This window comes from Pseudoduganella sp. S-14 (assembly GCF_049913285.1).
In the GTDB taxonomy this organism is placed as follows: domain Bacteria; phylum Pseudomonadota; class Gammaproteobacteria; order Burkholderiales; family Burkholderiaceae_D; genus Rugamonas.
In genome coordinates this window covers 5,989,402-6,014,301 of record NZ_CP183991.1, presented here as the reverse complement: position 1 = coordinate 6,014,301, position 24,900 = coordinate 5,989,402, and the positions used below count along the sequence as shown (strand labels likewise).

Genomic DNA, 24,900 nt, shown 5'->3' with positions numbered 1-24,900 from the left:
AATGGCTTTTTTGCAGTCCTTCACAAGTAGCTCACGCCGCCTCATTGTTACGTTGGCTGTCATCTGCGCGGGGATATTGACGTTGGCCGCCTTGGTTGCCCAGCCCATGGTGACCCCGGTGCCTTCAACGCCACCTTCCGTCGATCCTGCCCGGCTCGAAGCGCACGTGAAAAAACTGAGCGTCGATTTCTACCCGCGCTCTTTTGAGCACGCCGCGATACTGGCGCGCACGGCGGCATACATCGAAGAGCAATTCAAGGAAGCTGGTGCACAAGTATCTACCCAGGACGTGGTCGTCGATGAAATGCGGTACAAGAACGTCGTCGCCCGCTTTGGTCCCGAGCGCGGGCGTCTGCTGGTGATTGGCGCACACTACGACAGCCACGGCGGCACGCCGGGCGCCGACGACAATGCCAGTGGCATCGCTGGCTTGCTGGAACTGGCGCACTTGCTGGGGAAATCCGCACCAGGCCGCCCGGTCGAACTGGTGGCATATACCCTGGAAGAGCCGCCACACTTCCGTTCGCCCCACATGGGCAGCGTGTGGCATGCCCGCGCGCTGAAAGCAGCGGGGCGTGATGTGGAGTTGATGCTCTCGCTGGAGATGATCGGTTACTTTAGCGACAGTCCGGGAAGCCAGGCGTACCCGCTGTCCGCGATGAAGGTTGCCTACCCGGATCGCGGCAATTTCATCGCCCTGGTAGGGCAGTTTGGCGACTTTGGCCTTAGCCGCTCAGTGAAGGCGGCAATGTCTGGAGCGACGGACTTGCCGGTCTACTCGCTCAACGCGCCAGCCTTTGTGCAAGGTGTCGATTTTTCCGATCACCGCAGTTACTGGGCGCAGGGCTATCCGGCCCTGATGGTGACCGACACGGCATTCATGCGCAATCGGAATTACCACCGCCCCGGCGATACGTTCGACAAGCTCGATTACAAGCGCATGGCGATGGTTGTGCAGTCGGTCTACGCGGTGCTTGGCCGGGACTAAAGAGTTACGCCGTACTTGGCGTAGATTCTGGCGATGGCCCCCGAGCGCTTCATTGCCAGGATGGCTTCATCCAGTTCCGGCAACAAGGCTTTCTTGTTGGGGTGGATGCGCATCGATACATCAAACGAGCCCAGAACGTCACCGAGGACGAATTCCCTGTATTTGGGCACCACGAGCATGTTGTATTGCGCGACCGCCTTGTTGATCAGGATCTGGTCCATCCGCCCGGCAGCAAGCATGGCCATGAGCTGCGCTTCGCTGACGGCGTCTGCGCGATGTACCAGGCCACTGTCAAACAGTTCGCGCAAGTCCGGGTAGGTGTAGCCCCTGACCAATCCGATCGTCCTGCCACTCAGGTCTCTTGGCGTGTTGATTCGAAAATGCTTGCCCGGGGCGAACACGAGCACATCAACCACCTTCCCGAACGGCACTGAAAACTGGCCAGGCACCCGTTGCTTCTTTACCCAGCCGGGGAATACACCAGGTTCGAGGTCGATCCGGCCCAGGTCGAACTCTTGGGCAAGCCGTGCGTAGGGAAAGTACCGGATCTGAAAGCGATGGCCGGTAATCTTGCTCAGCTCGTCCAGGATTTCCTGGTAAATGCCGGCCTGCTCGCTTTCGATCATCATCGGCGGGTAATTGTAGAAGCCGACCCTGAGCGTGTCGGCGTGCGCGTCCGCACACCAGGCGGCGAACACAAGGCATAGCGCGTAAAAGAGGCGTCCCATGATCCTGGGTCGTGGGGAGTTGGGTTCGCATTCACTATTACGCCGCTACAAATCCAAGTCAAGACCTGAACATTGAACGACACATAATGTTGCACGGCACACCAAACAAAATCAACGACTTGCAATTTCAGACGCCAGACAAACTTGCACTCGACGACAAATAACGTTGCACTGCATTCTCAAAACGACAGATAAACCTGCACTATTGATGCGGGGCCGGTGCCGACGAGTTCGAAGATCAGCTCCGGATTAATTAATAGGTTTCGACATCAAGCAAGATCCGCATGTCGCCCGCCTGTTAAAGTGCAGGATGCTGCACATTGAGGATGCAAATAGCGATTTGAATAGCCGTCGAGAAGGAGCAAGCCTCCCTTTGCATTGGCGGGACTTAGTCAATAGAGTGGAGAGGAACAGCAGGGACTTGCTCGAACTGGAACTCGCTCAATATGACTGACGAAGCGAATTTCAAGGGGCGTTCGTGGACTAGGCCTCGCGGAACTACGGGCGGATCTCCTGAATAGTAGCAGTTGCGTCCAAGTCGCGATCAGCCATGGGTTTAGCAGCCTCCTGCACTGCCATTACCCGTTCTGCGGACTCTACCTTCAAACCGTCGGCGGCGCAAAGAATCGCCAAGGGTACGAAGACCGGCACGCTGACCAGTAAATAAAGCAAAGGTTCAAAGTCCTTTCGAAACCATACCATGATCAAAGGCGACAAACCAAACAAGAAGAAGACCGCATACATCGCATTGCATTGGAATTTCAGCCAGTTGCGCTGACGGCGAGTTTTGGCCTTTTCCTTGTAGTGGAAGCGAGTCAGTCCTGCGTCTTCCTTCAACTCGATGTGGGAGACGCCATCGACATAGTCGTGAAGCAGGCCAGGATCGTCCGTAAGCGAAAGCAGGTGTTTTACGCCTTTTGCCCGTACTGCACGGCTGCCCGCAAGCGCCTGATATCCTCTTTCCAGGGCAAAGGCAGATAAATCGGCATCGTTAACGCGCTTAAGAAATTTGTCGGCGAACTCAGCCTCCTCCCGCAAGCTCTTCTTGCGACCAGCGAATATTTCAGGAAGTTCTTTGTGCAGTTTCCAAACTGCGGCACAAGTTGCTAACGTAATTACTTCAAAAGCCATAGGTTCTCCTAAGTGGGGAAGGTCGGTCAGAGGGTTCACAGTTCAGTTCAGGCTTCAGACAATGTATCGAACCAAACGCTGAGTCGGCAAGGGGAAGGCAGGGACTTGCTCAAAATGCCTGACAAAGTCGGTCCATGCTCAGCGTAACCCCCTGCTTATCGGACTGCTCGGACTTACTTTATTCCCAATTGACAGCTGTGTGATCGCGGTAAAGATACAGGATTTCAGTTTGGGAAAACCCCCGCTCTCGCAACTCCTTTTCGGTTATTGCGATTTTCTGCTGACGACCTCTGTCAGTTCTTAACTATTCGCGAGCAAAAAACTACGATGGCCAGTCGATATTTGAGTTACGTGCAAGTTTATGTGGCGCCGCGTGCAACTTTATCTGACGCCCGTGCAAACTTATGTGTCGTCTGATGCTGAAACTTGACGCCGGCTGGCGCGGGAACTAAGATAACTGACTCATGAGTAAGTTACTGAAACGCAACTTTAAGTATGCAAGACCCGACTGATACCAAGCCCCGCTGGGAACGGCGCAAGGACGCGCGTCCGCAGGAATTGCTGGCCGCCGCGCTGGAGCTGTTCGTCGATCGCGGCTTCGCCGCCACCCGCCTGGAAGACGTGGCGCGCGCCGCGGGCGTCTCCAAGGGCACGCTCTACCTGTATTTCGAGAACAAGCAGGAACTGTTCAAGGCCGTGGTGCGCGACACCATCGTGCAGACCATCGGCCAGGCCGAAACCGATGCCGCCGCCGCCCGCGACATGCCCAGCGACGAGCTGCTGCGCCAGATGCTGCGCACCTGGTGGACCAAGGTCGGCGCCACCAAGGCCGCCGGCCTGGCCAAGCTGATGATGGCCGAATCGGGCAATTTCCCCGAACTGGCCCTGTTCTATAACGAAGAAGTCATCGAGCGCGGCAGCGCGCTGCTGACCCGCATCCTGGAGCGCGGCGTGGCGCGCGGCGAGTTCCGGCCGCTCGACCCGGTCATGATGACCAACGTCCTGGTCGCCCCGGTGCTGACGCTGATGATGTGGAAGCACAGCTTCTTCCCCTGCGAAACCCACGAGGGCATCGATGCCGACGCTTTCATGGACACCTTCCTCGGCCTCGTGCAGCAGGGCCTGGCCCCGCAAAAACCAGCTTAAATTGCCGAATTTGGTCGTTCACCCCCCCAAATCTGCAGACTGTCGCAATTTCCCGCGGTCCGTTGTCTTAATCGTTAATATGCCCACCTGACCAGACAAACGATAAAATGACGGATTATTTATCCCTCACCGAGTCAACAAAGATGAATATCGAACAAGCCCGTTTCAATATGATCGAACAGCAAATCCGTCCTTGGGACGTGCTGGATACGGACATCCTCGATCTCTTGCTGGTCGTAAAACGCGAGAATTTCGTGCCAGAAGCCTACAAGAACCTGGCTTTTGTCGACACTTTCATTCCGCTGCCGGGTGGCGAGCAGATGCTGACCCCGAAGCTGGAAGCGCGCATCGTGCAAGACGCGCAAATCAAGAAACATGAAAACGTGCTGCTGGTTGGCGCGGGCACCGGCTACCTGGCCGCGCTGCTGGCGCACCGTGCCCGCCACGTGACCGCCGTCGAAATCGCGCCCGAACTGAAGGCGCTGGCGGAAAAGAACCTGGCGGCGAACGGCATCGCCAACGTGACCATGGAACTGGGCAATGGCGCCCAGGGCTGGGCCAACGGCGCGCCGTTCGACGTGATCGTGTTCTCCGGCTCGCTGCCGGTGCTGCCGGAAGCAGTGCTGCAGCAAGTGAAGGTGGGCGGCCGCATCGTGGCCATCATCGGCGATTCGCCAGTGATGTCCGCGCACCGCATCACCCGCACCGGAGACCACGGCTACGACACCGTCAAACTGTTTGAGACCGATGTCAAGCCGCTCGACCTGGCGGTGAAACCTTCGGCGTTCACTTTCTAAGGAACGCCAATGCAGCACTTGACCGCACCGGAACTGGCAGGCTGGCTCAATGACGAGAGCCGCGCCCAGCCTTTCCTGCTGGACGTGCGCGAGAACTGGGAATTCGAGACCTGCCATATCGCAGGCTCGACCCTGGTGCCGATGCAGACCATCCCGGCCCGCATCGACGATCTCGACGAGGATGCAGAGATTGTCTGCATCTGCCACCACGGGGCGCGCAGCCTCAAGGTGGCAGCCTTCCTCGAGCATCACGGTTTCAGCAAGGTAAGCAATCTGACAGGCGGAATCCACGCCTGGGCTGTGCAGGTGGACAGCTCAATGCCGCAGTACTAGGCACGAAAACTAATCCTTTTTGACGACTCCAACGGAGATGCAAATGCAGAAACCCCTCCTCGCCGTGCTGGTATCCAGCGCCCTGTTCTCGCTGAATGCACAAGCGGCCGACCTGGTCCAGGTGTACAAACAGGCGCTGTCGAATGACGCCACTTACGCCAGCGCCCGCGCCGCACTGGCGGCTGGCCAGGAACGCACGGTGCAGGGACGTTCGCAATTGCTTCCAACCATAGGCCTTAGCGGCACCGCCATGAAAAACGACGGTGACCAGACTGACCGCATCAAAGGCCTTTCGGGCGACACGGAAAACTACAGCCACACGATGCAGCTGCAACTGACCCAGCCCCTGTTCCGCTGGGCCAACTGGGAAAACTACCAGCAGAGCAAGCTGTCGGCCGCCGCCGCGGAAGCGGTGTTTGCACAAGCGCAGCAGGACGTGATCCTGCGCGTGTCGCAGGCCTACTTCGACGTGCTGACCGCGCAGGACAACCTGACCGCGACCCAGGCGCAGAAGGCCGCCACCACCGAACAGCTGGCATCGGCCAAGCGCAACTTTGAGGTGGGCACCCAGACCATCACCGACACGCACGAGGCGCAGGCAGCGTACGACCTGGTGGTGGCGCAGGAATTCGCCGCCCAGAACGACCTGGAGGTGAAACGCACCGCGCTGCAGCAGATCATCGGCCAGGCGCCAGGTGCTCTGGCGCCGCTGCGCACCGGCGTCACGATCGCCAGCCCGCAGCCGGCAACGCTGGAGCCTTGGGTGGGGGCTGCCGAAGAGCAGAACTACGGCGTGACCGGCGCCAAGCTGAATGTGGAAATTGCCAAGCGTGAGATCAGCAAGCAGCGTGCGGGCCATATGCCGACGCTGGACCTGGTGGCGCAGAAGTCCCGCAATTCGGTCACCGGCGCATCGCTGGCCAACAACAACGCCATCGGCGTGACCTGGAACATCCCGATCTTCAACGGCTTTGCCGTGACCAGCAAGGTGCGTGAATCGATCGCCCTGGAAGATAAGGCCCGCAACGACCTGGAGGCATCGCGCCGCCAGGCTGCGCAGACCGCGCGCCAGGCCTTCCTCGGCGTGAACAGCGGCCTGGCCCAGGTCAAGGCACTGGAAGCGGCGGAAGTGTCGTCCAAGTCCGCGCTGGAATCGAACAAGCTGGGTTACCAGGTGGGCGTGCGCATCAATATCGACGTGCTGAATGCGCAGCGCCAGCTGTACACCACGCAGAAGGACCTGTCGAAGGCGCGCTACGACACCATCATGAATGGCTTGCGCCTGAAGTCGGCGGCCGGTTCGCTCAAGGAAGAAGACCTGGAGCCGATCAACGCCCTGCTGCAGCACTAAGCCTTTGAACGGTTGCGGCGCCAGTCAAGGCGCCGCGGCCGATTCCCTTCAGCGCAGGCCGGCGCCCTGGCCGTCGAAGCTGCGCTCGATCAGTTCAATCTTGTAGCCATCCGGGTCGGTGACGAAGGCGATCACCGTCGTGCCACCCTTGACCGGGCCCGGCTCGCGCGTAACGTTGCCGCCGTTGGCGCGCACGGCCTCGCAGGCCGACACGATGTCGGTTGCGGAGATCGCGATATGGCCATAGGCATTGCCCATATCGTATTTTTCGACGCCGTAGTTGTACGTCAGCTCCAGTTCCGCATGCTCCGGGTTATGCCCGTAGCCGAGGAAGGCCAGCGTGTACTTGTATTCGGGATTGTCGCTGGTGCGCAGAAGCTGCATGCCCAGCACCTTGGTGTAGAAGTCGATGGATCGCTGCAGGTCACCAACCCGCAGCATCGTGTGTAGGATACGCATGGGTTTATTGTATCAGCGCGCTGCCGGCGTCACACGCCACACCACGTTGCCCACGTCGTCCGCCACCAGCAAGGCGCCGGTCTTGTCCACCGCCACGCCCACCGGGCGGCCCTTGGCCTTGCCATCGCGCGTCAGGAAGCCGGACAGGAAGTCCACCGGCGGCCCGGAAGGGCGTCCTTCCGCGAACGGCACGAAAGCCACCTTGTAGCCGCTGAATTGCCTGCGGTTCCAAGAGCCGTGCTGGCCGATGAAGGCGCCGCCCTGCCAGCTGGCGGGGAACAGTTTCGCATCGTAGAAAGCGAGGCCGAGGGAGGCCGTATGGCCGCCGAGCGCGTAGTCGGGCATGATCGCCTTCGCCACCAGGTCGGGCCGCGGCGACTTGACGCGGGTGTCGACGCGCTGGCCATAGTAGCTGTAGGGCCAGCCGTAAAAGCCGCCGTCCTTGACCGAGGTCAGATAGTCCGGCACCAGGTCCTCGCCCAGTTCATCGCGCTCGTTTACCACGGCCCACAGCGCCTTGGTCCGGGGCTCCCACGCCATGCCGTTGGCGTTGCGCAGGCCCGTCGCGAACAGGCGCGATTTGCCCGTGGCGCGCTCATATTCCCAGATGGCGGCGCGGCCTTCTTCCTTGTCCATGCCGTTTTCGGCGACGTTGCTGTTCGAGCCCACCGTGACGTACAGGAAGCGGCCGTCGGGGCTGGCGGTGATGTTCTTGGTCCAGTGGTGGTTGAGCGGACCGGCAGGCAGGTCGAGTACCTTGATGCCCGCTGCGCTGATCGAGGTCGCGCCCTCGGCGTAGGGGAAGCGCACCACTGCATCGGTGTTGGCAACGTACAGGTCCTTATCCACCAGCACCATGCCGAAGGGCGAGTTGAGGTCCTTGATGAAGGTGGCGCGCGTCTTGGCCATGCCGCGTTCGTCGATATCGCGCAGCAGGGTAATGCGGTTGGCCGATGGCGTGACCGAGCCGGCCTTCTTCATCTCGTGCTTCATGATCGCACCCTTGATGCCTTTGCCGTCTTCCGGCTTGGGCGGGGCGGACGTCTCGGCGACCAGCACGTCGCCATTGGGCAGCACGTACAGCCAGCGCGGATGTTCGAGCTCGCGTGCATAGGCGCTGACGCTGAAGCCCGAGGCGGGCACCGGCTTGTCGTCATCCTTCCAGCGCTCGACTGGCGCGACATTGATGGTTGGGATCAGTTTCTTGTTTGGTTCCGGCAGGCTTGGGTTGGGTCCCCAGCCGGCGGGGTAAGTTTGCGCCAGGGCGGCGCCGGCGGCGATGCAGGCGGCGAGGGAAAGGATGGCGGTTCGCATGGTGGGCCTCAATCGCGCTTGGTGCCGGGCAGGGGATGGGCTTTCGATTCGTTGCCGGCCTGCGGCTTTTGCAAGCCCGGCTTGCCGTGCAGGTCGGTGTCGACCAGGCCCTGCTCGATGTCCTCGGCTGCCTGGCGGATCACGCTGCGGGTCTTCTGTTGGGTCTCGCCTTGCGGCGACTCGTCGCGCTCGTGCGGCAGGCGCTTGCCGCCGCTGCGGTCCACGGGCGCCTGCGTATTGACCTTGCGGTCCTTGCTGTTCGGTTCCATGGTGTCGTCCTCCTCGATTCATGGTAGCGAAGGCGTGCGGCGGTGGTCGCCAGCTTGAACAGAAGCAATTCCACCGGTAGCATTGCAATATGGATATCGCCACCGACAATACTTGCCGCAACTGCGGCGCCACCACTTCCGGGAACTTCTGCCATATGTGCGGGCAGGAGACCCACCTGCATGCACCCAGCTTCAGTGAATTCATGCACGAGTTCATCGGCCATTACGTGGCGCTGGAGGGGCGCCTGTGGGGCACGATCTCGCGCCTGCTGTTTCGCCCTGGGCTGCTGACCGCCGAGTACCTGGCGGGACGCCGCAAGCGTTATGTCGAGCCGCTGCGGCTCTATCTTTCGCTGAGCATCATCTTTTTCGCTGTGCTGAAGTTCAGCGATGCCGATGTGGCGACGGTCGATCCGCGTCCGACGCCGCCGGTCGTCAAGCAGCAGGCCGAACGCGCCGTCGCCGAACTGAGGGCCAACCAGGAAGATCATCCGCCGATCGTAAACGACAAGCTGGAACTGGCGCTGCAGCAGAAGTATCCTGCCATCTACCACGCCGTCGACCGCTTCGAGAAGATGGACGACCACCAGAAGAGCGCCGTCATGCAGGCAGGGTTCTACAAATACGCGCCGTACGCGATCTTCCTGCTGATGCCAATTTTTGCGCTGTGGATGAAGGTGCTCTATCTCGGCACTGGCAAGAAGTACGGTGAGCACATGCTGTTCGCGCTGCACACCAATGCGTTTGCCTTCGTGATGCTCGGCGTGTTTATCTTCCTGCCTGACGGCTTCCTGAAGTTTGTGGCGTTCTGCTGGGTGGCCGGCTATCTGCCTTGGGCCATGCAGCGCGTCTACCAGAAGGGCAAGTGGGGCACAATCTGGCGCTGGCTGCTGCTTGGGGTGCTGCACGGCATATCGCTGGCGATTGCCGTGTTGGGGGTGATGGGGCTAGGGATTATCTCCGCGCATTAATGCGCACAAAGGCCGCAACTTCGCGCGCGGCCTCTTCGGGCGCATACGCGCCCGGAGCGCAGCGGAACTCACAATCCCAATGCCGCTTTGAGCGGCATTGCGTTGAGTAGCGCCTTCAACACTCCCAACCGTGGCCTCGGGCTGCAAGCAAAAATGCAGCACAACACCAATCCTTGCAACCGGCCCGGTGCCGATGCCGCAATAGAGGTTGCAATCGGCACCGAAAACGACTCGCCCAGAAGAACACACGGTCGGTCGAGAGGAATCGCCGCCCGGGAGAGCGCCTCTTAGTACCCGCCGCAATGATCGCCCGGATACCGCACCACGCGCGTATTGAATTCCCCGCCGAGCGCTGCGATGAACGGAGCGAAAAGCTCGCCCGTTCCGTCCATGCCGGGCAACATGACGATGGCAGGCTTTAGTTCTTTATTTGAGCGACCCACGGCGATACAGCCACGCGCTATAAGCAGTAATCAAGACGGTTAGCGTGAAATCCGCCAGCGTCGTTGGAGTGTGGGCGTCGGTGAACAGCCTGAGGACACTCCATGCGAGGTAAGCCCCGAACGCATAGGCACCCGCTTTCCTCATGAAGAAGAGCAGCATTCCAGAGATGAAATGGAACAATGGGAAGAGAAACTTCGCCAGGAACGCCACCGGGGACAAGGCACCGGTTGAAATGGCCAAATCGATTTGTAGCCAGCCTCCGGATACCAGGTAAATCAAGGAAGCAACCTGAAACGTGCACAAGGCCGCGATCAGGTACACAGGGATAGGGCGCTTGTGCTGATCGCCAGCGCTGAAGTTGGAACGCGGCGGGGCGTATAGGTTGTCGGTCACGTTTTGCTATTCTTGCCAGAAGTCGAATTTGGTGCTGCGGGCGTTTTTGTTCTGGCGGCGAACGCGTTCGGCGGCCTGGCGGGCTTCCGTCTCGGCACGCTGGCGCTGGCGGTCTTCTTCGGCGGCCAGCGCCTTGGCGGCGCGCTCGGCGTAGACCGTGTCGAGGCGGCGCTGCGATTCGAAGCGTTCGCTGATGTTCTGGAAGTGGATGGCTTGCTGGGCCAGAGCTACCATCCAGGCAATCGCCAGTGCCCATAGCACGAAAGTGTAAAACGATTGCCAAGATCCGAAAGAACCTTCCAGCAGCGGCCGGGCCTGGCCCAGCGCACTCTGGCCGACAAACGCCAGCAGGCCCGCAATGACACCCAATACCACCGTCCCAAGCAACTGCCGCTTGGCCTGGAGGCGCATTTGGTCAAGTTCAAATTGGGCGTCTGATACGGAATCCATGGAGCGGCAAAAAAGGAGCAAATCTCGCAATAGCTTGAATTTTACCTCAACCTTGCCGCCTGGAAAGCCGCTGCAGGCCTGCATTTGAGATAGATCAGAACTCAGGCTGCGGCTAGCATCGAAATCACGAAAGTTTGCGCCTGGTGCAATCAGTTCCTTACTCCGCAGCAGTCGGCTGCCACAGCTCGACCTTATTCCCGTCCGGATCGATGAACCAGCCAAAGCGGCCGTAGTCGAAGGACTGGACATCGCCTACCAGCGTGCCGCCTCCATCGGCTACCTGTTTCAGCGCGCCATCGAGGTCATCCACAATGAAATTGATCATGAACTCGCGCTTGGACGGGGCGAAGTAGGAAGTGGTGCTCTTGAAGGGGCTGAATACCGTGGCGCCATTCGACGGCATGGTGGTCGGGGCGAAGGAGGCATACTCCTTGGCTTCATCCGGCAATCCCAGGCAGCTCTGGTACCAGGCCATCAGCGCTTGCGGGTCCTTGGATTTGAAGAAAATCCCGCCAATGCCCAATGCTTTTGCCATTCCAGTCCCCCTTGTTATATACTGTGCAAACATACAGTACTTATTAGCGTATCGGCCAGTGTCGCAATGCATGGCATGAGCAAGCATTATGGGTTACTCTGCTGCGTGTTGCCACCCCCATATTTTGACCGAGATTGATATGTCCGTTACGCATCCGATGTACAACACGATTGCCCTGGTTGTCCGCCCGAATACCACCGGCATCGAAGAGCCGGTGCGCGATGTGCTGGACTTCCTGAAGCAGGGCGGTTACAGCGTGGTGCTGGAGTCGGATACGGCCGAGCACCTTGCCATCTCGGACATCCCCTCGATGAGCGTGCAGGGCATTGGCGAGCGCGCCGATGCCGTGGTGGTGATGGGCGGCGACGGCACCATGCTGGGCATCGCGCGCCAGCTTGCCTCCTACGACACGCCGCTGATCGGCATCAACCAGGGCCGTCTCGGCTTCATGACCGACATCCGCCAGGAAGACATGCTGCCCGTGTTGGGCCGCATCCTCGGCGGCACCCACAAGGCCGAGCGCCGCACCCTGCTGGAAGGCCGCGTCATGCGCGAAGGGAAGGCGATCTTCTTCGGCACCGCAGTCAACGACGTAGTGGTGTCGCGCGGCGCCGGCGCCGGCATGGTGGAACTTAGCGTCGATGTCGACAACCAGTTCATGTACAACCAGCGTTCGGACGGCCTGATCATCTCCACCCCGACCGGCTCCACGGCGTACGCGCTGTCGGCCGGCGGCCCGCTGCTGCATCCAACGCTGGGCGGCATCGTCATGGTGCCGATCGCACCGCACGCGCTGTCCAACCGCCCGATCGTGCTGCCCGATTCCAGCGAAATCGTGATCGAGATCAAGCGCGGCAAGGACACCACCGTGAACTTTGACATGCAGACCTTCGCCAGCCTGGCGAATGGCGACCAGATCCACATCCGCCTGTCGCCGCACACCATCACCTTCCTGCACCCGGAAGGCTGGAGCTACTACAACACCCTGCGCGAAAAGCTGCACTGGAACGAATACCCATCTACTGACGGCAAAATCTGATGCTTCGAACCCTGTCCATCCGCGATTTCGTTATTGTCGATTCAATTGAGCTTGAATTTTCCCCTGGCTTCACAGTCTTCACCGGCGAAACCGGTGCCGGTAAATCCATCCTGATTGATGCACTGACGCTGGCGCTGGGTGGCCGGGGCGATGGCAGCATGGTGCGCGAAGGCGCTGCCAAGGCCGATATCACCGCCGATTTCGCACTGACCGGGCAGGCGCAGGCCTGGCTGGCAGCGAACGAGTTTGCGGTGGAAGAGGGCGGGGCGCTGCTGCGTCGCGTGATTGATAATGCCGGCCGCTCGAAAGCCTTCATCAACGGCGTGGCCGCGACAGCGGGCCAGCTGCGCGAACTGGGCGACATGCTGGTGGACATCCACGGCCAGCACGCCCACCAGTCGCTGTTGAAAACCGATTCGCAGCGCGAGCTGCTGGATAACCAGTGCGGCGCCAATGTGCGCGACGTCACGGCGGCTTATCGCGCCTGGCGCGCTTTGTCGAAACAGCTGGAAGAATACGAGGCCAACGCGGCCAACCTGCAGTTCGAGCGCGAGCGTCTCGAGTGGCAGGTGACGGAGCTGGACAAGCTGGCGCCGAAGAAGGGCGAGTGGGCGGAAATCGGCAGCGAGCATTCGCGCCTGTCGCACGCGGCCAGTTTGCTGGAAGGCGCGCAGGAAGCGCTGGGCGTCCTCTCGGAAGCCGACGAGCATCCGGTCCTTTCGCAAGTGACGACGATTGCGACGCGGCTTGGCAAGCTGGTGTCGGTCGATGCGGAGCTGCAGCCGGTGGTCGAAATGCTGGAATCGGCGCGCATCCAGTTGCAGGAATCGGTCTACGCCTTGAGCAATTACATGGACCGCGTTGAGCTTGATCCTGAGCGCCTGCGCCAAGTCGACGCGCGCATGGAAGCGCTGCATTCGGCCTCGCGAAAATTCCGCGTGCAGGCCGATGACCTGCCGGACGAACACGAACGCTTGTCGGAAAAGCTGGCGCAGTTGGCCGATGCGGCCGACCTGGAAGGCTTGCGCAAGCAGGAAGAAAAGCTGAAAGCGTCCTATCTCGCGTTGGCTTCGGACCTGTCGGCGACGCGTGCGACAGCCGCGCAAGCGCTGGGCGCAGCCGTTACGCAAGGCATGCAGGAACTGAGCATGTCCGGTGGCCGCTTCGAGATTGCATTGCGCCCATGCGAGCCGACGGCGTACGGCGTCGAACAGGTGGAGTTCTTGGTGGCTGGCCATGCCGGCGTGGCGCCGCGTCCGCTGGCCAAGGTGGCATCGGGTGGCGAACTGGCGCGCATCTCGCTGGCGATCTCCGTGATCACCTCGCACGCGACGACGGTGCCGACATTGATCTTCGACGAAGTCGATAGCGGCATCGGTGGTGGCGTAGCCGAAGTCGTGGGCCGCTTGCTCAAGCGCTTGGGACAAGAGCGCCAGGTGCTGTGCGTGACGCACTTGCCGCAAGTCGCGAGCCAGGGCAATCAGCACTTCCAGGTCGCCAAGGGAACGTCGGACAATGGCCGCACAGCCTCGCGCATCGAAGTGCTGGACCAAAAGGCGCGCATCGAGGAAGTGGCGCGCATGCTGGGGGGCCTTGAAATCACCGCCACCACGCGCAAGCACGCCCGCGAACTACTGGCCTCTTGATTGCGCCATGTCTTCCTACAGCTGTGTGCTACCCGTGGATTGGCGGTTGCTTTGGGAGGACGTTGTCCCTGCCTGGCTGTCGCTTTCGATGCGAGAATAGCCTGGCGACCAACCATCGTCCCTCGCACTGCCAGCTTATAATGGTGCGCCCACGAATAACAAAAAGTATCCACGATGCCGTTCGCCAAAGAACCCTCCCTCCAGCCAGGCTCCGTCTCCAGAACCGCCGTGGTGCTGGTCAATCTCGGCACTCCCGACGAGCCAACGCCCAGCGCTGTGCGCCGCTACCTCAAGGAATTCCTGTCCGACCCGCGCGTGGTCGAGATCCCGAAGGCGCTCTGGTGGTTCATCCTGAACGGCATCATCCTGCCGTTCCGCTCAAAGCAGTCGGCGGAAAAATACGCCTCGATCTGGACCAGCGACGGCTCGCCGCTGAAATATCACACGCAAGCGCAAGCCAAGCTGCTGCGCGGCCTGCTCGGAGAGCGTGGCCACAACGATGTCACGGTCGCCATGGCGATGCGTTACGGTTCCCCATCGCTGCCGGAAGTCCTGGGCAAACTCAAGGCCGACGGCCACGACCGCATCCTGATCCTGCCGGCCTACCCGCAATATTCCGGCACGACCACTGCTTCGGTCAGCGACGCGGTATTCGACCACTATAAAAAAGTGCGCAACATCCCTGAGCTGCGCTTCGTGCGCGACTACCACGACCACGACGGATATATCGATGCGCTGAAAAAGACCGTGCTGGCGCATTGGGAAATCAACGGCCGCGGCGAAAAGCTGGTGATGAGCTTCCACGGCGTGCCAAAACGCACCATCGACCTGGGCGACACCTACCAGCGCGAATGCATGGAAACCGCCCGCCTGCTGGCCGACAAGCTGCGCCTGAACGAAAACCAGTACCTTGTCACCTTCCAGTCCCGTTTCGGCAAGGCCGAATGGCTGCAGCCGTACACCGCGCCGACTCTGGCGCAATTGGCAAAAGACGGGGTGCGCAAGCTCGATGTAATTTGCCCAGGCTTTACCAGCGACTGCCTGGAAACCCTGGAAGAAATTGCAATGGAAGTGCGCCACGACTTCCTGTCCAACGGCGGCAAGGAGTTCAACTACATCCCTTGCCTGAACAGCCATCCGGCCTGGATCGCCGCCCTGACCGAGGTTGCCGAGCAACACATGATCGGCTGGCCGACCATGTCGTCCATGCGCAAGCTGCGCCGGTAGCCAGTTGTTAGCACTTGCGGGTGGTGAGTGCTAACCTGCTAAAATAACTGATTAGGGGAAGAGTTCGCTGAAGACGATCACCGCTGTAGCAAGGAAGCTCCACGCGATGATCGACGCTGTAATAAATGGCAACTTCATGATGCGCTCCGAGGGGCCGCGGTGTCCAGGCACCGCATAGATTCATCTTAGTCAAAACCCTCGGTTTACGTATCTGCGAGCTTTGTAAAAATTGTAACTCTACTGTTACAACAACAGTCCCACCGGCGTGCGCCGGGCCTTTGCACGGGGGCGCAGAATACCCCTTGAAAAGATAGGGGCAAGCCCCATTTTTTGCACGTGCAACAAGCATTAGATGTCAGATAAACACGATTTTGTAGGAGTCTTTTAGATGCAAGACCAGGAAAACCAGCCAAGCCAGAACCCGGAAGTGGAACAGGCAGAAGAGCAAACGACTCCAGTTGAAGCCCCTGCGATGTCCGACCTGGAAGCGCAGCTGTCCGCGACCGAGGCGAAACTGGCCGAAATGCATGATGCCTTCATGCGCGCCAAGGCCGAAGGCGAGAACATTCGCCGCCGCGCCCAGGAAGACGTTGCCAAAGCCCACAAATTTGCTGTTGAAAGCTTCGCCGAAGCCATGGTGCCGGTGAAAGACAGCCTGGAAATGGCGCTCAAAGTCGACAACCCGACCCTGGAATCGCTGAAAGAAGGCGTCGAAATGACCCTGAAACAGCTGAATTCCGCCTTCGAGCGCAACCGCCTGATCGAAGTGATGCCGGCGGCCGGCGACAAGCTGGATCCGAACAAGCACCAGGCCGTCGCCATGGTGCCGGCCGAGCAGGAAGCGAACACCGTTGTAGCAGTGCTGCAAAAGGGTTACATGATTGCGGACCGCTTGCTGCGCCCCGCCATCGTGACGGCTGCCCAGCCAAAGTAAGCACTTGAAAAGAAACACGAATTCCACATATAAGAAGCATTCAAAACTTAGTACACAAGGAAGAACAAATCATGGGCAAAATCATCGGTATTGACCTGGGTACCACCAACTCCTGCGTCGCCATCATGGAAAATGGCGCGCCGAAGGTCATCGAGAATGCAGAAGGCGCGCGTACCACCCCTTCGATCATCGCCTATCAAGACGACGGCGAAATCTTGGTTGGCGCACCTGCCAAGCGCCAGGCCGTCACCAACCCGAAAAACACCCTGTTCGCGGTGAAGCGCCTGATCGGCCGCAAGTTCCAGGAGAAGGAAGTCCAGAAGGACATCTCCCTGATGCCTTACGAAATCACCAAGGCCGACAACGGCGACGCCTGGATCGGCGTGCGCGACAAGAAACTGGCTCCGCCTCAGATCTCCGCAGAAGTGTTGCGCAAGATGAAGAAAACCGCGGAAGACTACCTGGGCGAAGACGTGACCGAAGCGGTCATCACCGTGCCTGCCTACTTCAACGACTCGCAGCGCCAGGCAACCAAGGACGCCGGCCGTATCGCCGGCCTGGACGTCAAGCGCATCATCAACGAGCCTACCGCAGCTGCACTGGCATTCGGCCTGGACAAGACCGACAAGGGCGACCGCAAGATCGCCGTGTATGACCTGGGTGGCGGTACCTTCGACATCTCGATCATCGAAATCGCCGACGTGGACGGCGAGAAGCAGTTCGAAGTGCTGTCGACCAACGGCGACACCTTCCTGGGCGGCGAAGACTTCGACCAGCGCGTGATCGACTACATCATCGAAGAGTTCAAGAAGATCAACGGCCTGGACCTGAAGAAGGATCCGATCGCCCTGCAGCGTATCAAGGCATCGGCCGAGCGCGCGAAGATCGAACTGTCGTCCTCGCAGCAGACCGAAATCAACGAGCCTTACATCGCCATGGCGAACGGCGCACCGGTCCACCTGAACCTGAAGATGACCCGCGCCAAGCTGGAGTCCCTGGTTGAGGAACTGATCACCGCCACCATCGAGCCTTGCCGCACCGCGATCAAGGACGCCGGCGTGAAAGTGTCCGACATCGACGACATCATCCTGGTCGGCGGCATGACCCGCATGCCTAAGGTGCAGGAAAAAGTGAAAGAATTCTTCGGCAAGGACCCACGCAAGGACGTGAACCCGGACGAAGCGGTGGCCGTCGGCGCCGCGATCCAGGGTGCAGTCCTGTCGGGCGACCGCAAGGACCTGCTGCTGCTGGACGTGACCCCGCTGTCCCTGGGTATCGAAACCCTGGGCGGCGTGATGACCAAGATGATCCACAAGAACACCACGATTCCTACCAAGTTCTCGCAAGTGTTCTCGACCGCCGACGACAACCAGCCGGCCGTGACCATCAAGGTGTACCAGGGCGAGCGTGAAATCGCAGCGGGCAACAAGGGCCTGGGCGAATTCAACCTGGAAGGCATCCCGCCGGCAGCACGCGGCACCCCGCAGATCGAAGTGACCTTCGACATCGACGCCAACGGCATCCTGCACGTGGGCGCGAAAGACAAGGCCACCGGCAAGGAAAACAAGATCACCATCAAGGCAAACTCCGGCCTGTCCGAAGAGGAAATCCAGAAGATGGTGAAGGACGCCGAGCTGAACGCGGAAGAAGACAAGAAGCTGAAGGAACTGGCCGAGTCCCGCAACCAGGCCGACGCGCTGGTGCACTCGACCAAGAAGTCCCTGACCGAGTACGGCGACAAGCTGGAAGCCGGCGAGAAAGAGAAGATCGAAGCTGCGATCACCGCACTGGAAGCGTCCATCAAGGATGGCGACAAGGCAGCGATCGACGCCAAGGTGGCAGCGCTGTCCGAAGCCTCGCAGAAGCTGGGCGAGAAGATGTACGCTGACATGCAGGCGCAGCAAGGCGCAGCCGGTGCCGAAGGCGCGGCAGGCGCCGGTGCACAGGCTGAATCCAAGCCAGCCCAGGACGACGTGGTCGACGCTGACTTCAAGGAAGTCAAAGACAGCAAGTAAGCTTCAAATCCGGTCAACTCTATGACCAGCCGAGCCGAGCATCCAACAGGGGCTCGCTCGGCTTTTTCGCATAAATTGGTACACCATGGCAAAGCGTGATTTTTACGAGATCCTCGGGGTCGCTAAGAACTCGTCCGAAGACGAAATCAAGAAGGCCTATCGCAAACTCGCGATGAAATACCATCCGGACCGCAATCCGGATAACAAAGAGGCCGAAGAGAAGTTCAAGGAGGTCAAAGAGGCCTACGAGATGCTGACCAACCCGGAAAAACGCGAAGCGTACGACCGTTACGGTCACGCCGGCGTTGACCCGAATATGGGGGCGGGCGGCGGCGGCGGCTTCGGCGGCTTTGGCGACGCCTTCGGCGACATCTTTGGCGATATTTTCGGCGGTGGCCGCAGCCGCCAGTCCGGCCCGCAGGTTTACCGCGGCGCCGACCTGCGTTACAACCTGGAAATCACCCTGGAGCAGGCCGCCCACGGCTTCGACACCACCATCCGCGTGCCGAGCTGGGACAAGTGCGATACCTGCCACGGTTCCGGCGCCAAGCCGGGCACCCAGCCGGTCACCTGCAACACATGCGGCGGCCACGGCCAGGTGCGCATGCAGCAGGGCTTTTTCAGCATCCAGCAGACCTGCCCGAAGTGCCACGGCACCGGCAAGATCATTCCTGAGCCATGCCCATCGTGCTCCGGCGCGGGCCGCATCAAGCGCAACAAGACGCTGGAAGTGAAGATCCCGGTCGGCATCGACAACGGCATGCGCATCCGCTCCACCGGCAACGGCGAGCCAGGCACCAACGGCGGGCCGCCGGGCGACCTGTATGTGGAAATCCACATCAAGCCGCACGCCGTGTTCCAGCGCGAAGGCGACGACCTGCATTGCGAAATGCCGATCAGCTTCGCCAAGGCGGCGCTGGGCGGCGAAATCGAAGTGCCGACGCTGGATGGTAAAGTATCGTTCACCATTCCGGACGGTACCCAGTCCGGCAAGACCTTCCGCCTCAAGGGCAAGGGCATCAAGGGCGTACGCTCCGGTTATCCGGGCGACCTGTTCTGCCATGTCGCCGTCGAGACCCCGGTCAAGCTGACTGACAAGCAAAAAGAACTGCTGCGCGAATTCGAGCGATCCACCGCCGAGGGTGGTGCGAAGCATAGCCCACAGACCAAGTCCTTCATGGACAAGGTCAAAGACTTCTTCGAGTGAGAGACATGAGCGACGACGTACTGAAGCACCTGCTGGAAAACAACCGGAAATGGGCCGAGGCCAAGGTGGCCCAAGACCCCGACTACTTCCGCGACCTGTCGATGGTCGGGCCGGAATACCTGTGGATCGGCTGCTCCGATTCGCGCGTACCGGCAAACGAACTGCTTGGCCTGCCGCCGGGCAAAGTGTTCGTGCACCGTAATATCGCCAACGTGGTGGTGCATTCGGACCTGAATGCCCTGTCGGTGCTGCAGTTCTCGATCGAGGTGCTGAAGGTCAAGCATGTGATCATCGTGGGCCACTACGGCTGCAAGGGCGTGCACACCGCACTGACCGGCGGCCGCGTGGGCCTGGTCGACAACTGGCTGCGCCACGTGCAGGACGTCGCGCAAAAACATGAGCGCTACCTCGGCTCCGCGCTGAACGATGTCAGCAAGCAGAGCGAGCGCCTGTGCGAACTGAACGTGGTGGAACAGGTTGTCAACGTCTGCTCCACCACCATCGTGCAGGACGCCTGGGACCGCGGCCAGGAACTGACCGTGCACGGTTTCGTTTACGGCCTGAAGGACGGCCTGCTGAACAACCTGGGCATGAACATCAGCTCCCCGGCAGACCTGCAGCCTTCCATGGAAGCCCGCCTGGCGTCATACGCCAAGCAGTAATCCTGCAAAAAAAGCATGTACACTCCTGTGCATGCTTAAAACCATTACTTCCTTCTTCGCTTCCCTCGGCGCTCCGCGCGCGAGGGCGGCGGGAAACTTCCAGCCAAGCCAGCAACTCGTCGTAAAGGCGGGGGATGTGCTCGTCCAGCCGCTGCCGGACGGCCAAGGCTGGAGCGCGCTCAAGGTGTTCGCTGTCGAAGGCGCGACCGCGCATTGCCTGACTTACGAACCAGTAGCACGTAAGCCCACGCTGGACGTGCTGGCCCAGTCGGCAGTCCGTATGGCCCACTCGCCGCGCGCCGCCACATCGCTGGCCGAGGGGTGGGAACTGGCCGGCAACCAGCCAGCTACCGAAGTTGAACTGCAAGGCTTGAAGTACATGGATTTCGAGCTGTACGTGCGCCTGACCGGACAGGATGTCGACACCATCATGCGTACCGCCGAGGCGCACTTCGATCGCGCGAGCGCCCATGCTGCTGAAGGCCGCAGCATCGAAGCCATCAACGAATTCGGCAAGGCCATTGAACTTTATCCCGCCTACAGCGACGCACTGGACAAGCGCGCCTTCTCCTTCATGGAACTGGGCCTGTATGAGAAAGCGCTGCGCGACCTGGACGAGTCCCTCTACCTCAATCCCGAAGGCATGTCGGCCTTCTTCTGCAAGGGCGAATGCCTGATGAAGCTAGGCCACCTGGATGAAGCGGAAGCGATCTTCATTGAAGGCCAGGACCGCTTCCCCGAGCACGCCACACAATTCAACGAATTCCTCAAGCGGACCCGCGCCTTCGCACTGACGGGCCGCCCCGCTTAGCTCAGCATCCGCAGCCGTATCCGAAGGTGTCTGCGCCGAGCACCTTCCAGGCACCGTTAATATTCACCAGTACCACGCGATACCAGCGGTGGTCTTCGTTGATCAATTCCATATGGCCAGGCGCCTGGCCTTCGCCCTCCCATATCGCCAGGTCGGGAATGCCGTCGTGATCCAGGTCGTAATAAAGATGGGTGCCGCGCACAAACCCGGTCAACTGGCGATCGAGTTTCACCGGAAATTCCTTGCGCTGCGCAGCAGCTTGCGGCAACGGCGCCAGCATGTAGAAGGCATAAACGCTGCCCGCTGGCGGAGAGTCGGAGGGGCGACCGCCGACGTGCGGCCACATTTTCGCATCGGCATCGCCTGCAGCGAAACCGGGCTTCCATCCAGCGCATTCTTCTTCGTCGAAATCGCGGTACAGTGTTGCTGTGTTGCGCAAGTAGGTGGGTTCGGCGCGCAGTTGTCCATCGCGGAACAGTTGCACGCGCTGCACTGGCCGAACCAGCGATTCGGTACGAGACAGCATGTCGTATAGGCCAGGCGTTGACAGGTCTTCCTGCACGTTTGGAGGCGCCGGGCGTGGCGTGACGGTTTGACGGTAGACAATGCCGAAGCGGCCGCCGGCCTGCTCTGTCGTCGAATCGTACGGGGCAAGGTCCGCCTCGCTCTTGAATAGCGATGGCCGCACTGGATTGAATTCAAGTGCCCTGACAAGCTGGATCATGCGCTTCCGCCCGGACGCTTCGAATTCGTCGAAGGCCGGCGCGTACAAGGCCATGGCTTGGCGCAGATTCGAAGCAATGACAGAGGCGTGCCGGTCGATCTCTTCCATGGCCTTGGGGACAGACTTGCCTGCTCGGCGCAGGCGCTCTGCTTCGCCCGTCAAGTCGAGGTCTTCGGCAGCGCGCCGCTTAAGTGCTTGCCAGTCGGCGAGCGCCGCTGGCTGCGGTGGGTTGATGCCAAGCGCCAGGTGGGCTTTCATCTTTTCCAGTTCTTCATCGCGTGGCCACGGCCCCTGCATCCTTATGTCCGGTCGGTTTGCTTTGAGTACTGCCGTGTAGTTTTCCAGTTCTTGCCAGCTTGGAGAAATCCAGAAGGCGCGCAGCGGGTCGCGGGCGTCCTTTACGGCAAGCGGGGAAGTCAGCAGGTAACGGCAAGCGGTGAATCCGCCTAGCTTACCCTCCACCTGTACCTCGCAATAAGCGGTTCCCGCTATTTCCCGCAGTTGCCTGACGACCGAGTTCAATCCCATACGGCCCACGACGGCTGCGTCGAGTTTCGGCTCGGCGCGCAGGATAACGGCACTGCCGCCGATCCAACGCTGGGCGGGATCGATACCGGCTTGGCCGGCCATAGGGCGCTCAATCCGGTCCTTGCTCAGGAATTTACAGGCCACAAAGCCGTACATGCCTTCGCCTTCGACCTGGCAGAACTCACCGCCATCGTAGCTGAGCGACAACTCTGTCGCCTTTGGGAGGATAGCGGACACCGGTGAGTCCAGTCTGTCGTTGGCGCGAAGGCGAACGTTGTCGCTATTGATCCAGCGCGATGTTGGAGATTGGGGGGCGGCCAGCGCCAGCGCGGGCCAGAGGAGAATAAGGATAGAACGTTTCACTTGAGCATACTAACGCTGCGTTGGAAATCGAGGAAGTCCCGCGCTGTGATGCGCGTGGCCTCGAGCATCGGCAAATGGCCAACGCCCTTCATCATGATCATCCGGCTGCCCGGCATCAATGCCTTTGTTGCGGGCGCGCCTTTCGGGCTCAGGATGCGGTCTTCGGTACCCCACACTATCAGGGCAGGAGTATTGATTGGCCCCCGCAAGTGCGGCGACCCCACAAGATCTTTCATGAGTGCGCAATGCAGCTGGTAATCCGCTACCGCGCGTCGCGCCAACACCTGCTTCAGCGAATAAGGGAAGAATGGCGGCTTCGCCATGCATGCAGTCATCATGTTGTCGAAGGCGCGCCGCTCCGGCACCAGCAATGGCATGCTGCCTCCTGCCAGGTATTCCTGGAACGCTGGTGATTCAAGCGCTTCTTCGGTACCAGCGGGAGCCAGCAGCCACAGGCTGGCAACCTGCTCGGGATGGCGGGCTGCATATTCGGCAGCGATAAAGCCGCCCATTGAATTGCCGCCCATGTGGAAGCGCTGCACGCCCAGTTCCGCCATGAAGGCGCGCAGGTTTTCGACCTGTGTCGCCATATCGTGCTTCGCGCCTGGGTCGCGCCGTGCGTCACCAAAACCCGGCAGGTCGGGGATGATCACACGGTAGTGCGGCGCCAGCAGGCTCGCGATGCGGGTGAAGTTGTCCTTGTCGCCGGCGAAGCCGTGTACCAGCAGCAGTACTTCCTTGCCAGTGCCGCTATCGAGGTAGGGCAGGGAAGCGTGCCGCAGCGAGAGCCCGGAACGCTTGCGCTCAAGCGCCAGCGACGCTCGCGCCAGCGGGCCTGGCAGCAGCCGGTCTGCCGCAACCAGCGCCAATACGGCGCCGCCCAACGCATACAGGAAGAACATCCCCGCCTCCATATTGACTTGTTATTAAGGCAAAATTATAGTCTGCCAAACCATCCAGGGGGCGGCAATGGATTACGACGTAGTGATCGTGGGCAGCGGCTTTGGCGGCATCTGCAGCGCAATCAAGCTGAAGGAAGCGGGCATCGACAATTTCGTCATGCTGGAGAAGGATGAAGTGTTCGGCGGCACCTGGCGCGTCAACACTTATCCCGGCGCAGCCTGCGATATTCCCAGCCACCTTTACTCCTTCTCCTTCGCGCAGAATGCGCACTGGAGCCGCTTGTTTCCGCGCCAGGGCGAACTGCTCGAATATACCCAGCGCGTGGTGCGCGAATTCGGCCTGGAGCGCCACCTGCGCCTGGGCACGGCGCTGCAGTCGGCCCGGTTCGACGAAGCGGACGGCCGCTGGCGCATCGCCACCAGCAAGGGAGCAATCAGTGCGCGTGCAGTGATCAGTGCCATTGGCCTGCTGGGCCGCCCGAGCGTGCCGCATTTTTCCGGTGCCGAGCGCTTTCGCGGAGACAGCTTCCATTCCGCGCAGTGGGACCACAGCATTGATTTGCGTGGCAAGCGCGTGGCGGTGATCGGCAGTGGCGCCAGTGCGGTGCAATTCGTGCCGGAGATCCAGCCGCAGGTGCAGCAGCTGGACCATTATCAACGTACCGCGCACTGGGTGCTGCCGCGCCCGGATCGCGCGGTAACGCGCGTCGAACGGTGGCTGCTGGCCCGCGTGCGCCCCCTGCAGCAGCTGCATCGCGCCAAGCAGTACATCCAGTTCGAATCGCGCGTGGTGCTGTTCATCTTCCTGCCGGCACTCGCGAAGCTGATGCAATGGCAAGCGCTGCGCCACCTGAGGCGGCAAGTCGCTGATCCCCAACTGCGCGCCAGGCTGGTGCCCGATTACACGCTTGGCTGCAAGCGCGTGCTGCTGGCCAATGACTACTACCCCGCACTCTCGCAGCCCAACGTGGCGGTGCTGAAAGACGGCATCCGCGAGGTGCGTGAACACAGTATCGTGACTGGCAGCGGCGAAGAGCGCCCGGTCGACGTGATCATCTACGCCACCGGCTTCGATGTCGAACACGCCTACGGCCCGATCGAACTGCGCGGCCGCGGCGATTGCAGTTTCGCCCAGGCGCTGGAGCAAGGCGCAGGCGCTTACAAAGGGGCCACCGTGGCCGGCTTTCCCAATTTTTTCATGATTACCGGGCCGAACACCCTGCTGGGGCACAACTCCATGGTCTACATGATCGAATCGGCCGTGCGCTACGCCGTGGATGGCGTGCGGCGCGTGCTGCGCGACGGCCTGCACTCGGTCGAGGTGAAGCCGGAGGTGCAGGGCGCCTACAACCGCAGGCTGCAGCAAAAGCTCAAGGGCACCGTATGGCATACCGGCTGCAAGAGCTGGTACCTCGATTCGCGCGGGCGCAACCTGGTGATCTGGCCTGGCTTCACCTTCCACTACCGCCACATCACCAGGCGTTTCGATATCGGCAGCTACATCGTGCGCCGTTCGATGCGATAATCAGCCGG

Annotated in this window: 25 protein-coding genes; 15 read left to right on the top strand and 10 right to left on the bottom strand. The window is 60.7% G+C overall.

Annotated elements, in window-relative coordinates; all coding sequences use genetic code 11:
* Nucleotides 1-82 precede the first annotated feature (82 nt).
* Nucleotides 83-988 carry a M28 family peptidase gene (locus ACN9MZ_RS27830; protein ID WP_426340034.1) on the top strand — a complete coding sequence of 302 codons (906 nt, stop codon included), beginning with the start codon at nt 83-85 and terminating at the stop codon, nt 986-988.
* Here the strand turns inward: ACN9MZ_RS27830 and ACN9MZ_RS27825 are convergent.
* Together ACN9MZ_RS27825 and ACN9MZ_RS27820 are read right to left on the bottom strand one after the other, a co-directional pair.
* Nucleotides 985-1,716, bottom strand: a complete 732-nt coding sequence (locus tag ACN9MZ_RS27825; protein WP_426340033.1) for a substrate-binding periplasmic protein — start codon at nt 1,714-1,716, stop codon at nt 985-987. The two genes, ACN9MZ_RS27830 and ACN9MZ_RS27825, sit on opposite strands and share 4 nt — an antisense overlap.
* A gap of 498 nt (nt 1,717-2,214) precedes the next feature.
* Entirely contained in the window at nt 2,215-2,847 is a 633-nt protein-coding gene (locus tag ACN9MZ_RS27820) for a hypothetical protein (protein WP_426340032.1), read from the bottom strand.
* 495 nt (nt 2,848-3,342) lie between these two features.
* Between ACN9MZ_RS27820 and ACN9MZ_RS27815 the strand changes: the two genes are divergently transcribed.
* From ACN9MZ_RS27815 to ACN9MZ_RS27800, 4 genes are all read left to right on the top strand, one after another.
* Complete coding sequence (locus tag ACN9MZ_RS27815; RefSeq protein ID WP_426340031.1) at nt 3,343-3,993, top strand: TetR/AcrR family transcriptional regulator; 651 nt, start codon at nt 3,343-3,345, stop codon at nt 3,991-3,993.
* A 143-nt stretch (nt 3,994-4,136) separates the two neighbouring features.
* Nucleotides 4,137-4,790: a protein-L-isoaspartate O-methyltransferase family protein gene (locus ACN9MZ_RS27810; protein WP_426340030.1), complete on the top strand. Its 654-nt coding sequence runs from the start codon at nt 4,137-4,139 to the stop codon at nt 4,788-4,790.
* A gap of 9 nt (nt 4,791-4,799) precedes the next feature.
* Nucleotides 4,800-5,123, top strand: coding sequence for a rhodanese-like domain-containing protein (locus ACN9MZ_RS27805; RefSeq protein WP_426340029.1), 324 nt, complete (start codon nt 4,800-4,802; stop codon nt 5,121-5,123).
* A gap of 43 nt (nt 5,124-5,166) precedes the next feature.
* Entirely contained in the window at nt 5,167-6,474 is a 1,308-nt protein-coding gene (locus ACN9MZ_RS27800) for a TolC family outer membrane protein (protein ID WP_426319469.1), read from the top strand.
* Between the two features lie 48 nt (nt 6,475-6,522).
* Here the strand turns inward: ACN9MZ_RS27800 and gloA are convergent, their stop codons facing one another.
* From gloA to ACN9MZ_RS27785, 3 genes are read right to left on the bottom strand one after another with little or no spacing between them, the layout of a single operon-like run.
* Nucleotides 6,523-6,933 (bottom strand): lactoylglutathione lyase, encoded by a 411-nt coding sequence (gene gloA, locus ACN9MZ_RS27795; protein ID WP_426340028.1) that lies wholly within the window; start codon nt 6,931-6,933, stop codon nt 6,523-6,525.
* A 12-nt stretch (nt 6,934-6,945) separates the two neighbouring features.
* Nucleotides 6,946-8,247, bottom strand: a complete 1,302-nt coding sequence (locus ACN9MZ_RS27790; protein ID WP_426340027.1) for a PQQ-dependent sugar dehydrogenase — start codon at nt 8,245-8,247, stop codon at nt 6,946-6,948.
* An 8-nt stretch (nt 8,248-8,255) separates the two neighbouring features.
* The gene (locus ACN9MZ_RS27785) at nt 8,256-8,516 is read right to left on the bottom strand and encodes a hypothetical protein (protein WP_426165548.1); all 261 of its coding nucleotides are present in this window, start codon (nt 8,514-8,516) and stop codon (nt 8,256-8,258) included.
* An 89-nt stretch (nt 8,517-8,605) separates the two neighbouring features.
* Between ACN9MZ_RS27785 and ACN9MZ_RS27780 the strand changes: the two genes are divergently transcribed.
* Complete coding sequence (locus ACN9MZ_RS27780) at nt 8,606-9,487, top strand: DUF3667 domain-containing protein (protein WP_426340026.1); 882 nt, start codon at nt 8,606-8,608, stop codon at nt 9,485-9,487.
* Nucleotides 9,488-9,913: 426 nt separating this feature from the next.
* On the opposite strand, the gene ACN9MZ_RS27775 is transcribed toward ACN9MZ_RS27780, so the two are convergent.
* From ACN9MZ_RS27775 to ACN9MZ_RS27765, 3 genes are all read right to left on the bottom strand, one after another.
* Nucleotides 9,914-10,324 carry a hypothetical protein gene (locus tag ACN9MZ_RS27775; protein WP_426340025.1) on the bottom strand — a complete coding sequence of 137 codons (411 nt, stop codon included), beginning with the start codon at nt 10,322-10,324 and terminating at the stop codon, nt 9,914-9,916.
* A gap of 6 nt (nt 10,325-10,330) precedes the next feature.
* Nucleotides 10,331-10,735 carry a hypothetical protein gene (locus tag ACN9MZ_RS27770; RefSeq protein WP_426340024.1) on the bottom strand — a complete coding sequence of 135 codons (405 nt, stop codon included), beginning with the start codon at nt 10,733-10,735 and terminating at the stop codon, nt 10,331-10,333.
* A 196-nt stretch (nt 10,736-10,931) separates the two neighbouring features.
* Nucleotides 10,932-11,309 carry a VOC family protein gene (locus ACN9MZ_RS27765; RefSeq protein WP_426340023.1) on the bottom strand — a complete coding sequence of 126 codons (378 nt, stop codon included), beginning with the start codon at nt 11,307-11,309 and terminating at the stop codon, nt 10,932-10,934.
* 139 nt (nt 11,310-11,448) lie between these two features.
* On the opposite strand from ACN9MZ_RS27765, the gene ACN9MZ_RS27760 reads away from it, so the two are divergent.
* The 8 genes from ACN9MZ_RS27760 (at nt 11,449) to ACN9MZ_RS27725 (ending at nt 20,850) form a co-directional block, all read left to right on the top strand.
* Nucleotides 11,449-12,348, top strand: a complete 900-nt coding sequence (locus ACN9MZ_RS27760) for an NAD kinase (RefSeq protein ID WP_426340022.1) — start codon at nt 11,449-11,451, stop codon at nt 12,346-12,348.
* A complete protein-coding gene (gene recN / locus ACN9MZ_RS27755) occupies nt 12,348-13,994 on the top strand; it encodes a DNA repair protein RecN (RefSeq protein WP_426340021.1) in 1,647 nt (548 codons plus the stop codon). Before ACN9MZ_RS27760 ends, recN begins: the two co-directional genes overlap by 1 nt.
* Before the next feature lie 174 nt (nt 13,995-14,168).
* On the top strand, nt 14,169-15,221 hold the full coding sequence (gene hemH / locus ACN9MZ_RS27750) for a ferrochelatase (protein WP_426340020.1): 1,053 nt from the start codon (nt 14,169-14,171) through the stop codon (nt 15,219-15,221).
* Between the two features lie 388 nt (nt 15,222-15,609).
* A complete protein-coding gene (gene grpE, locus ACN9MZ_RS27745; RefSeq protein ID WP_426340019.1) occupies nt 15,610-16,155 on the top strand; it encodes a nucleotide exchange factor GrpE in 546 nt (181 codons plus the stop codon).
* A 71-nt stretch (nt 16,156-16,226) separates the two neighbouring features.
* Nucleotides 16,227-18,170 carry a molecular chaperone DnaK gene (dnaK, locus tag ACN9MZ_RS27740; protein ID WP_426340018.1) on the top strand — a complete coding sequence of 648 codons (1,944 nt, stop codon included), beginning with the start codon at nt 16,227-16,229 and terminating at the stop codon, nt 18,168-18,170.
* Between the two features lie 85 nt (nt 18,171-18,255).
* On the top strand, nt 18,256-19,377 hold the full coding sequence (gene dnaJ, locus ACN9MZ_RS27735) for a molecular chaperone DnaJ (protein ID WP_426340017.1): 1,122 nt from the start codon (nt 18,256-18,258) through the stop codon (nt 19,375-19,377).
* Nucleotides 19,378-19,382: 5 nt separating this feature from the next.
* On the top strand, nt 19,383-20,039 hold the full coding sequence (locus tag ACN9MZ_RS27730; RefSeq protein ID WP_426340016.1) for a carbonic anhydrase: 657 nt from the start codon (nt 19,383-19,385) through the stop codon (nt 20,037-20,039).
* A 31-nt stretch (nt 20,040-20,070) separates the two neighbouring features.
* Nucleotides 20,071-20,850, top strand: coding sequence for a tetratricopeptide repeat protein (locus tag ACN9MZ_RS27725; RefSeq protein WP_426340015.1), 780 nt, complete (start codon nt 20,071-20,073; stop codon nt 20,848-20,850).
* Between the two features lies 1 nt (nt 20,851).
* Here ACN9MZ_RS27725 and ACN9MZ_RS27720 read toward each other — a convergent pair whose 3' ends face one another.
* Nucleotides 20,852-22,465 carry a hypothetical protein gene (locus tag ACN9MZ_RS27720; protein WP_426340014.1) on the bottom strand — a complete coding sequence of 538 codons (1,614 nt, stop codon included), beginning with the start codon at nt 22,463-22,465 and terminating at the stop codon, nt 20,852-20,854.
* The gene (locus ACN9MZ_RS27715) at nt 22,462-23,367 is read right to left on the bottom strand and encodes an alpha/beta fold hydrolase (protein ID WP_426340013.1); all 906 of its coding nucleotides are present in this window, start codon (nt 23,365-23,367) and stop codon (nt 22,462-22,464) included. Before ACN9MZ_RS27715 ends, ACN9MZ_RS27720 begins: the two co-directional genes overlap by 4 nt.
* 67 nt (nt 23,368-23,434) lie before the next feature.
* Between ACN9MZ_RS27715 and ACN9MZ_RS27710 the strand changes: the two genes are divergently transcribed.
* Nucleotides 23,435-24,892: a flavin-containing monooxygenase gene (locus tag ACN9MZ_RS27710; protein WP_426340012.1), complete on the top strand. Its 1,458-nt coding sequence runs from the start codon at nt 23,435-23,437 to the stop codon at nt 24,890-24,892.
* Nucleotides 24,893-24,900: the final 8 nt, after the last annotated feature.

Excerpts from the sequence above, each read along its gene's own strand:
- ACN9MZ_RS27825 (WP_426340033.1), bottom strand. The coding sequence starts at position 1,716 with ATGGGACGCCTCTTTTACGCGCTATGCCTTGTGTTCGCCGCCTGGTGT.
- ACN9MZ_RS27820 (WP_426340032.1), bottom strand. The coding sequence starts at position 2,847 with ATGGCTTTTGAAGTAATTACGTTAGCAACTTGTGCCGCAGTTTGGAAA.
- ACN9MZ_RS27815 (WP_426340031.1), top strand. The coding sequence starts at position 3,343 with ATGCAAGACCCGACTGATACCAAGCCCCGCTGGGAACGGCGCAAGGAC.
- ACN9MZ_RS27810 (WP_426340030.1), top strand. The coding sequence starts at position 4,137 with ATGAATATCGAACAAGCCCGTTTCAATATGATCGAACAGCAAATCCGT.
- ACN9MZ_RS27805 (WP_426340029.1), top strand. The coding sequence starts at position 4,800 with ATGCAGCACTTGACCGCACCGGAACTGGCAGGCTGGCTCAATGACGAG.
- ACN9MZ_RS27800 (WP_426319469.1), top strand. The coding sequence starts at position 5,167 with ATGCAGAAACCCCTCCTCGCCGTGCTGGTATCCAGCGCCCTGTTCTCG.
- gloA (WP_426340028.1), bottom strand. The coding sequence starts at position 6,933 with ATGCGTATCCTACACACGATGCTGCGGGTTGGTGACCTGCAGCGATCC.
- ACN9MZ_RS27790 (WP_426340027.1), bottom strand. The coding sequence starts at position 8,247 with ATGCGAACCGCCATCCTTTCCCTCGCCGCCTGCATCGCCGCCGGCGCC.
- ACN9MZ_RS27785 (WP_426165548.1), bottom strand. The coding sequence starts at position 8,516 with ATGGAACCGAACAGCAAGGACCGCAAGGTCAATACGCAGGCGCCCGTG.
- ACN9MZ_RS27780 (WP_426340026.1), top strand. The coding sequence starts at position 8,606 with ATGGATATCGCCACCGACAATACTTGCCGCAACTGCGGCGCCACCACT.
- ACN9MZ_RS27770 (WP_426340024.1), bottom strand. The coding sequence starts at position 10,735 with ATGCGCCTCCAGGCCAAGCGGCAGTTGCTTGGGACGGTGGTATTGGGT.
- ACN9MZ_RS27765 (WP_426340023.1), bottom strand. The coding sequence starts at position 11,309 with ATGGCAAAAGCATTGGGCATTGGCGGGATTTTCTTCAAATCCAAGGAC.
- ACN9MZ_RS27760 (WP_426340022.1), top strand. The coding sequence starts at position 11,449 with ATGTCCGTTACGCATCCGATGTACAACACGATTGCCCTGGTTGTCCGC.
- recN (WP_426340021.1), top strand. The coding sequence starts at position 12,348 with ATGCTTCGAACCCTGTCCATCCGCGATTTCGTTATTGTCGATTCAATT.
- hemH (WP_426340020.1), top strand. The coding sequence starts at position 14,169 with ATGCCGTTCGCCAAAGAACCCTCCCTCCAGCCAGGCTCCGTCTCCAGA.
- grpE (WP_426340019.1), top strand. The coding sequence starts at position 15,610 with ATGCAAGACCAGGAAAACCAGCCAAGCCAGAACCCGGAAGTGGAACAG.
- dnaK (WP_426340018.1), top strand. The coding sequence starts at position 16,227 with ATGGGCAAAATCATCGGTATTGACCTGGGTACCACCAACTCCTGCGTC.
- dnaJ (WP_426340017.1), top strand. The coding sequence starts at position 18,256 with ATGGCAAAGCGTGATTTTTACGAGATCCTCGGGGTCGCTAAGAACTCG.
- ACN9MZ_RS27730 (WP_426340016.1), top strand. The coding sequence starts at position 19,383 with ATGAGCGACGACGTACTGAAGCACCTGCTGGAAAACAACCGGAAATGG.
- ACN9MZ_RS27725 (WP_426340015.1), top strand. The coding sequence starts at position 20,071 with ATGCTTAAAACCATTACTTCCTTCTTCGCTTCCCTCGGCGCTCCGCGC.
- ACN9MZ_RS27715 (WP_426340013.1), bottom strand. The coding sequence starts at position 23,367 with ATGTTCTTCCTGTATGCGTTGGGCGGCGCCGTATTGGCGCTGGTTGCG.
- ACN9MZ_RS27710 (WP_426340012.1), top strand. The coding sequence starts at position 23,435 with ATGGATTACGACGTAGTGATCGTGGGCAGCGGCTTTGGCGGCATCTGC.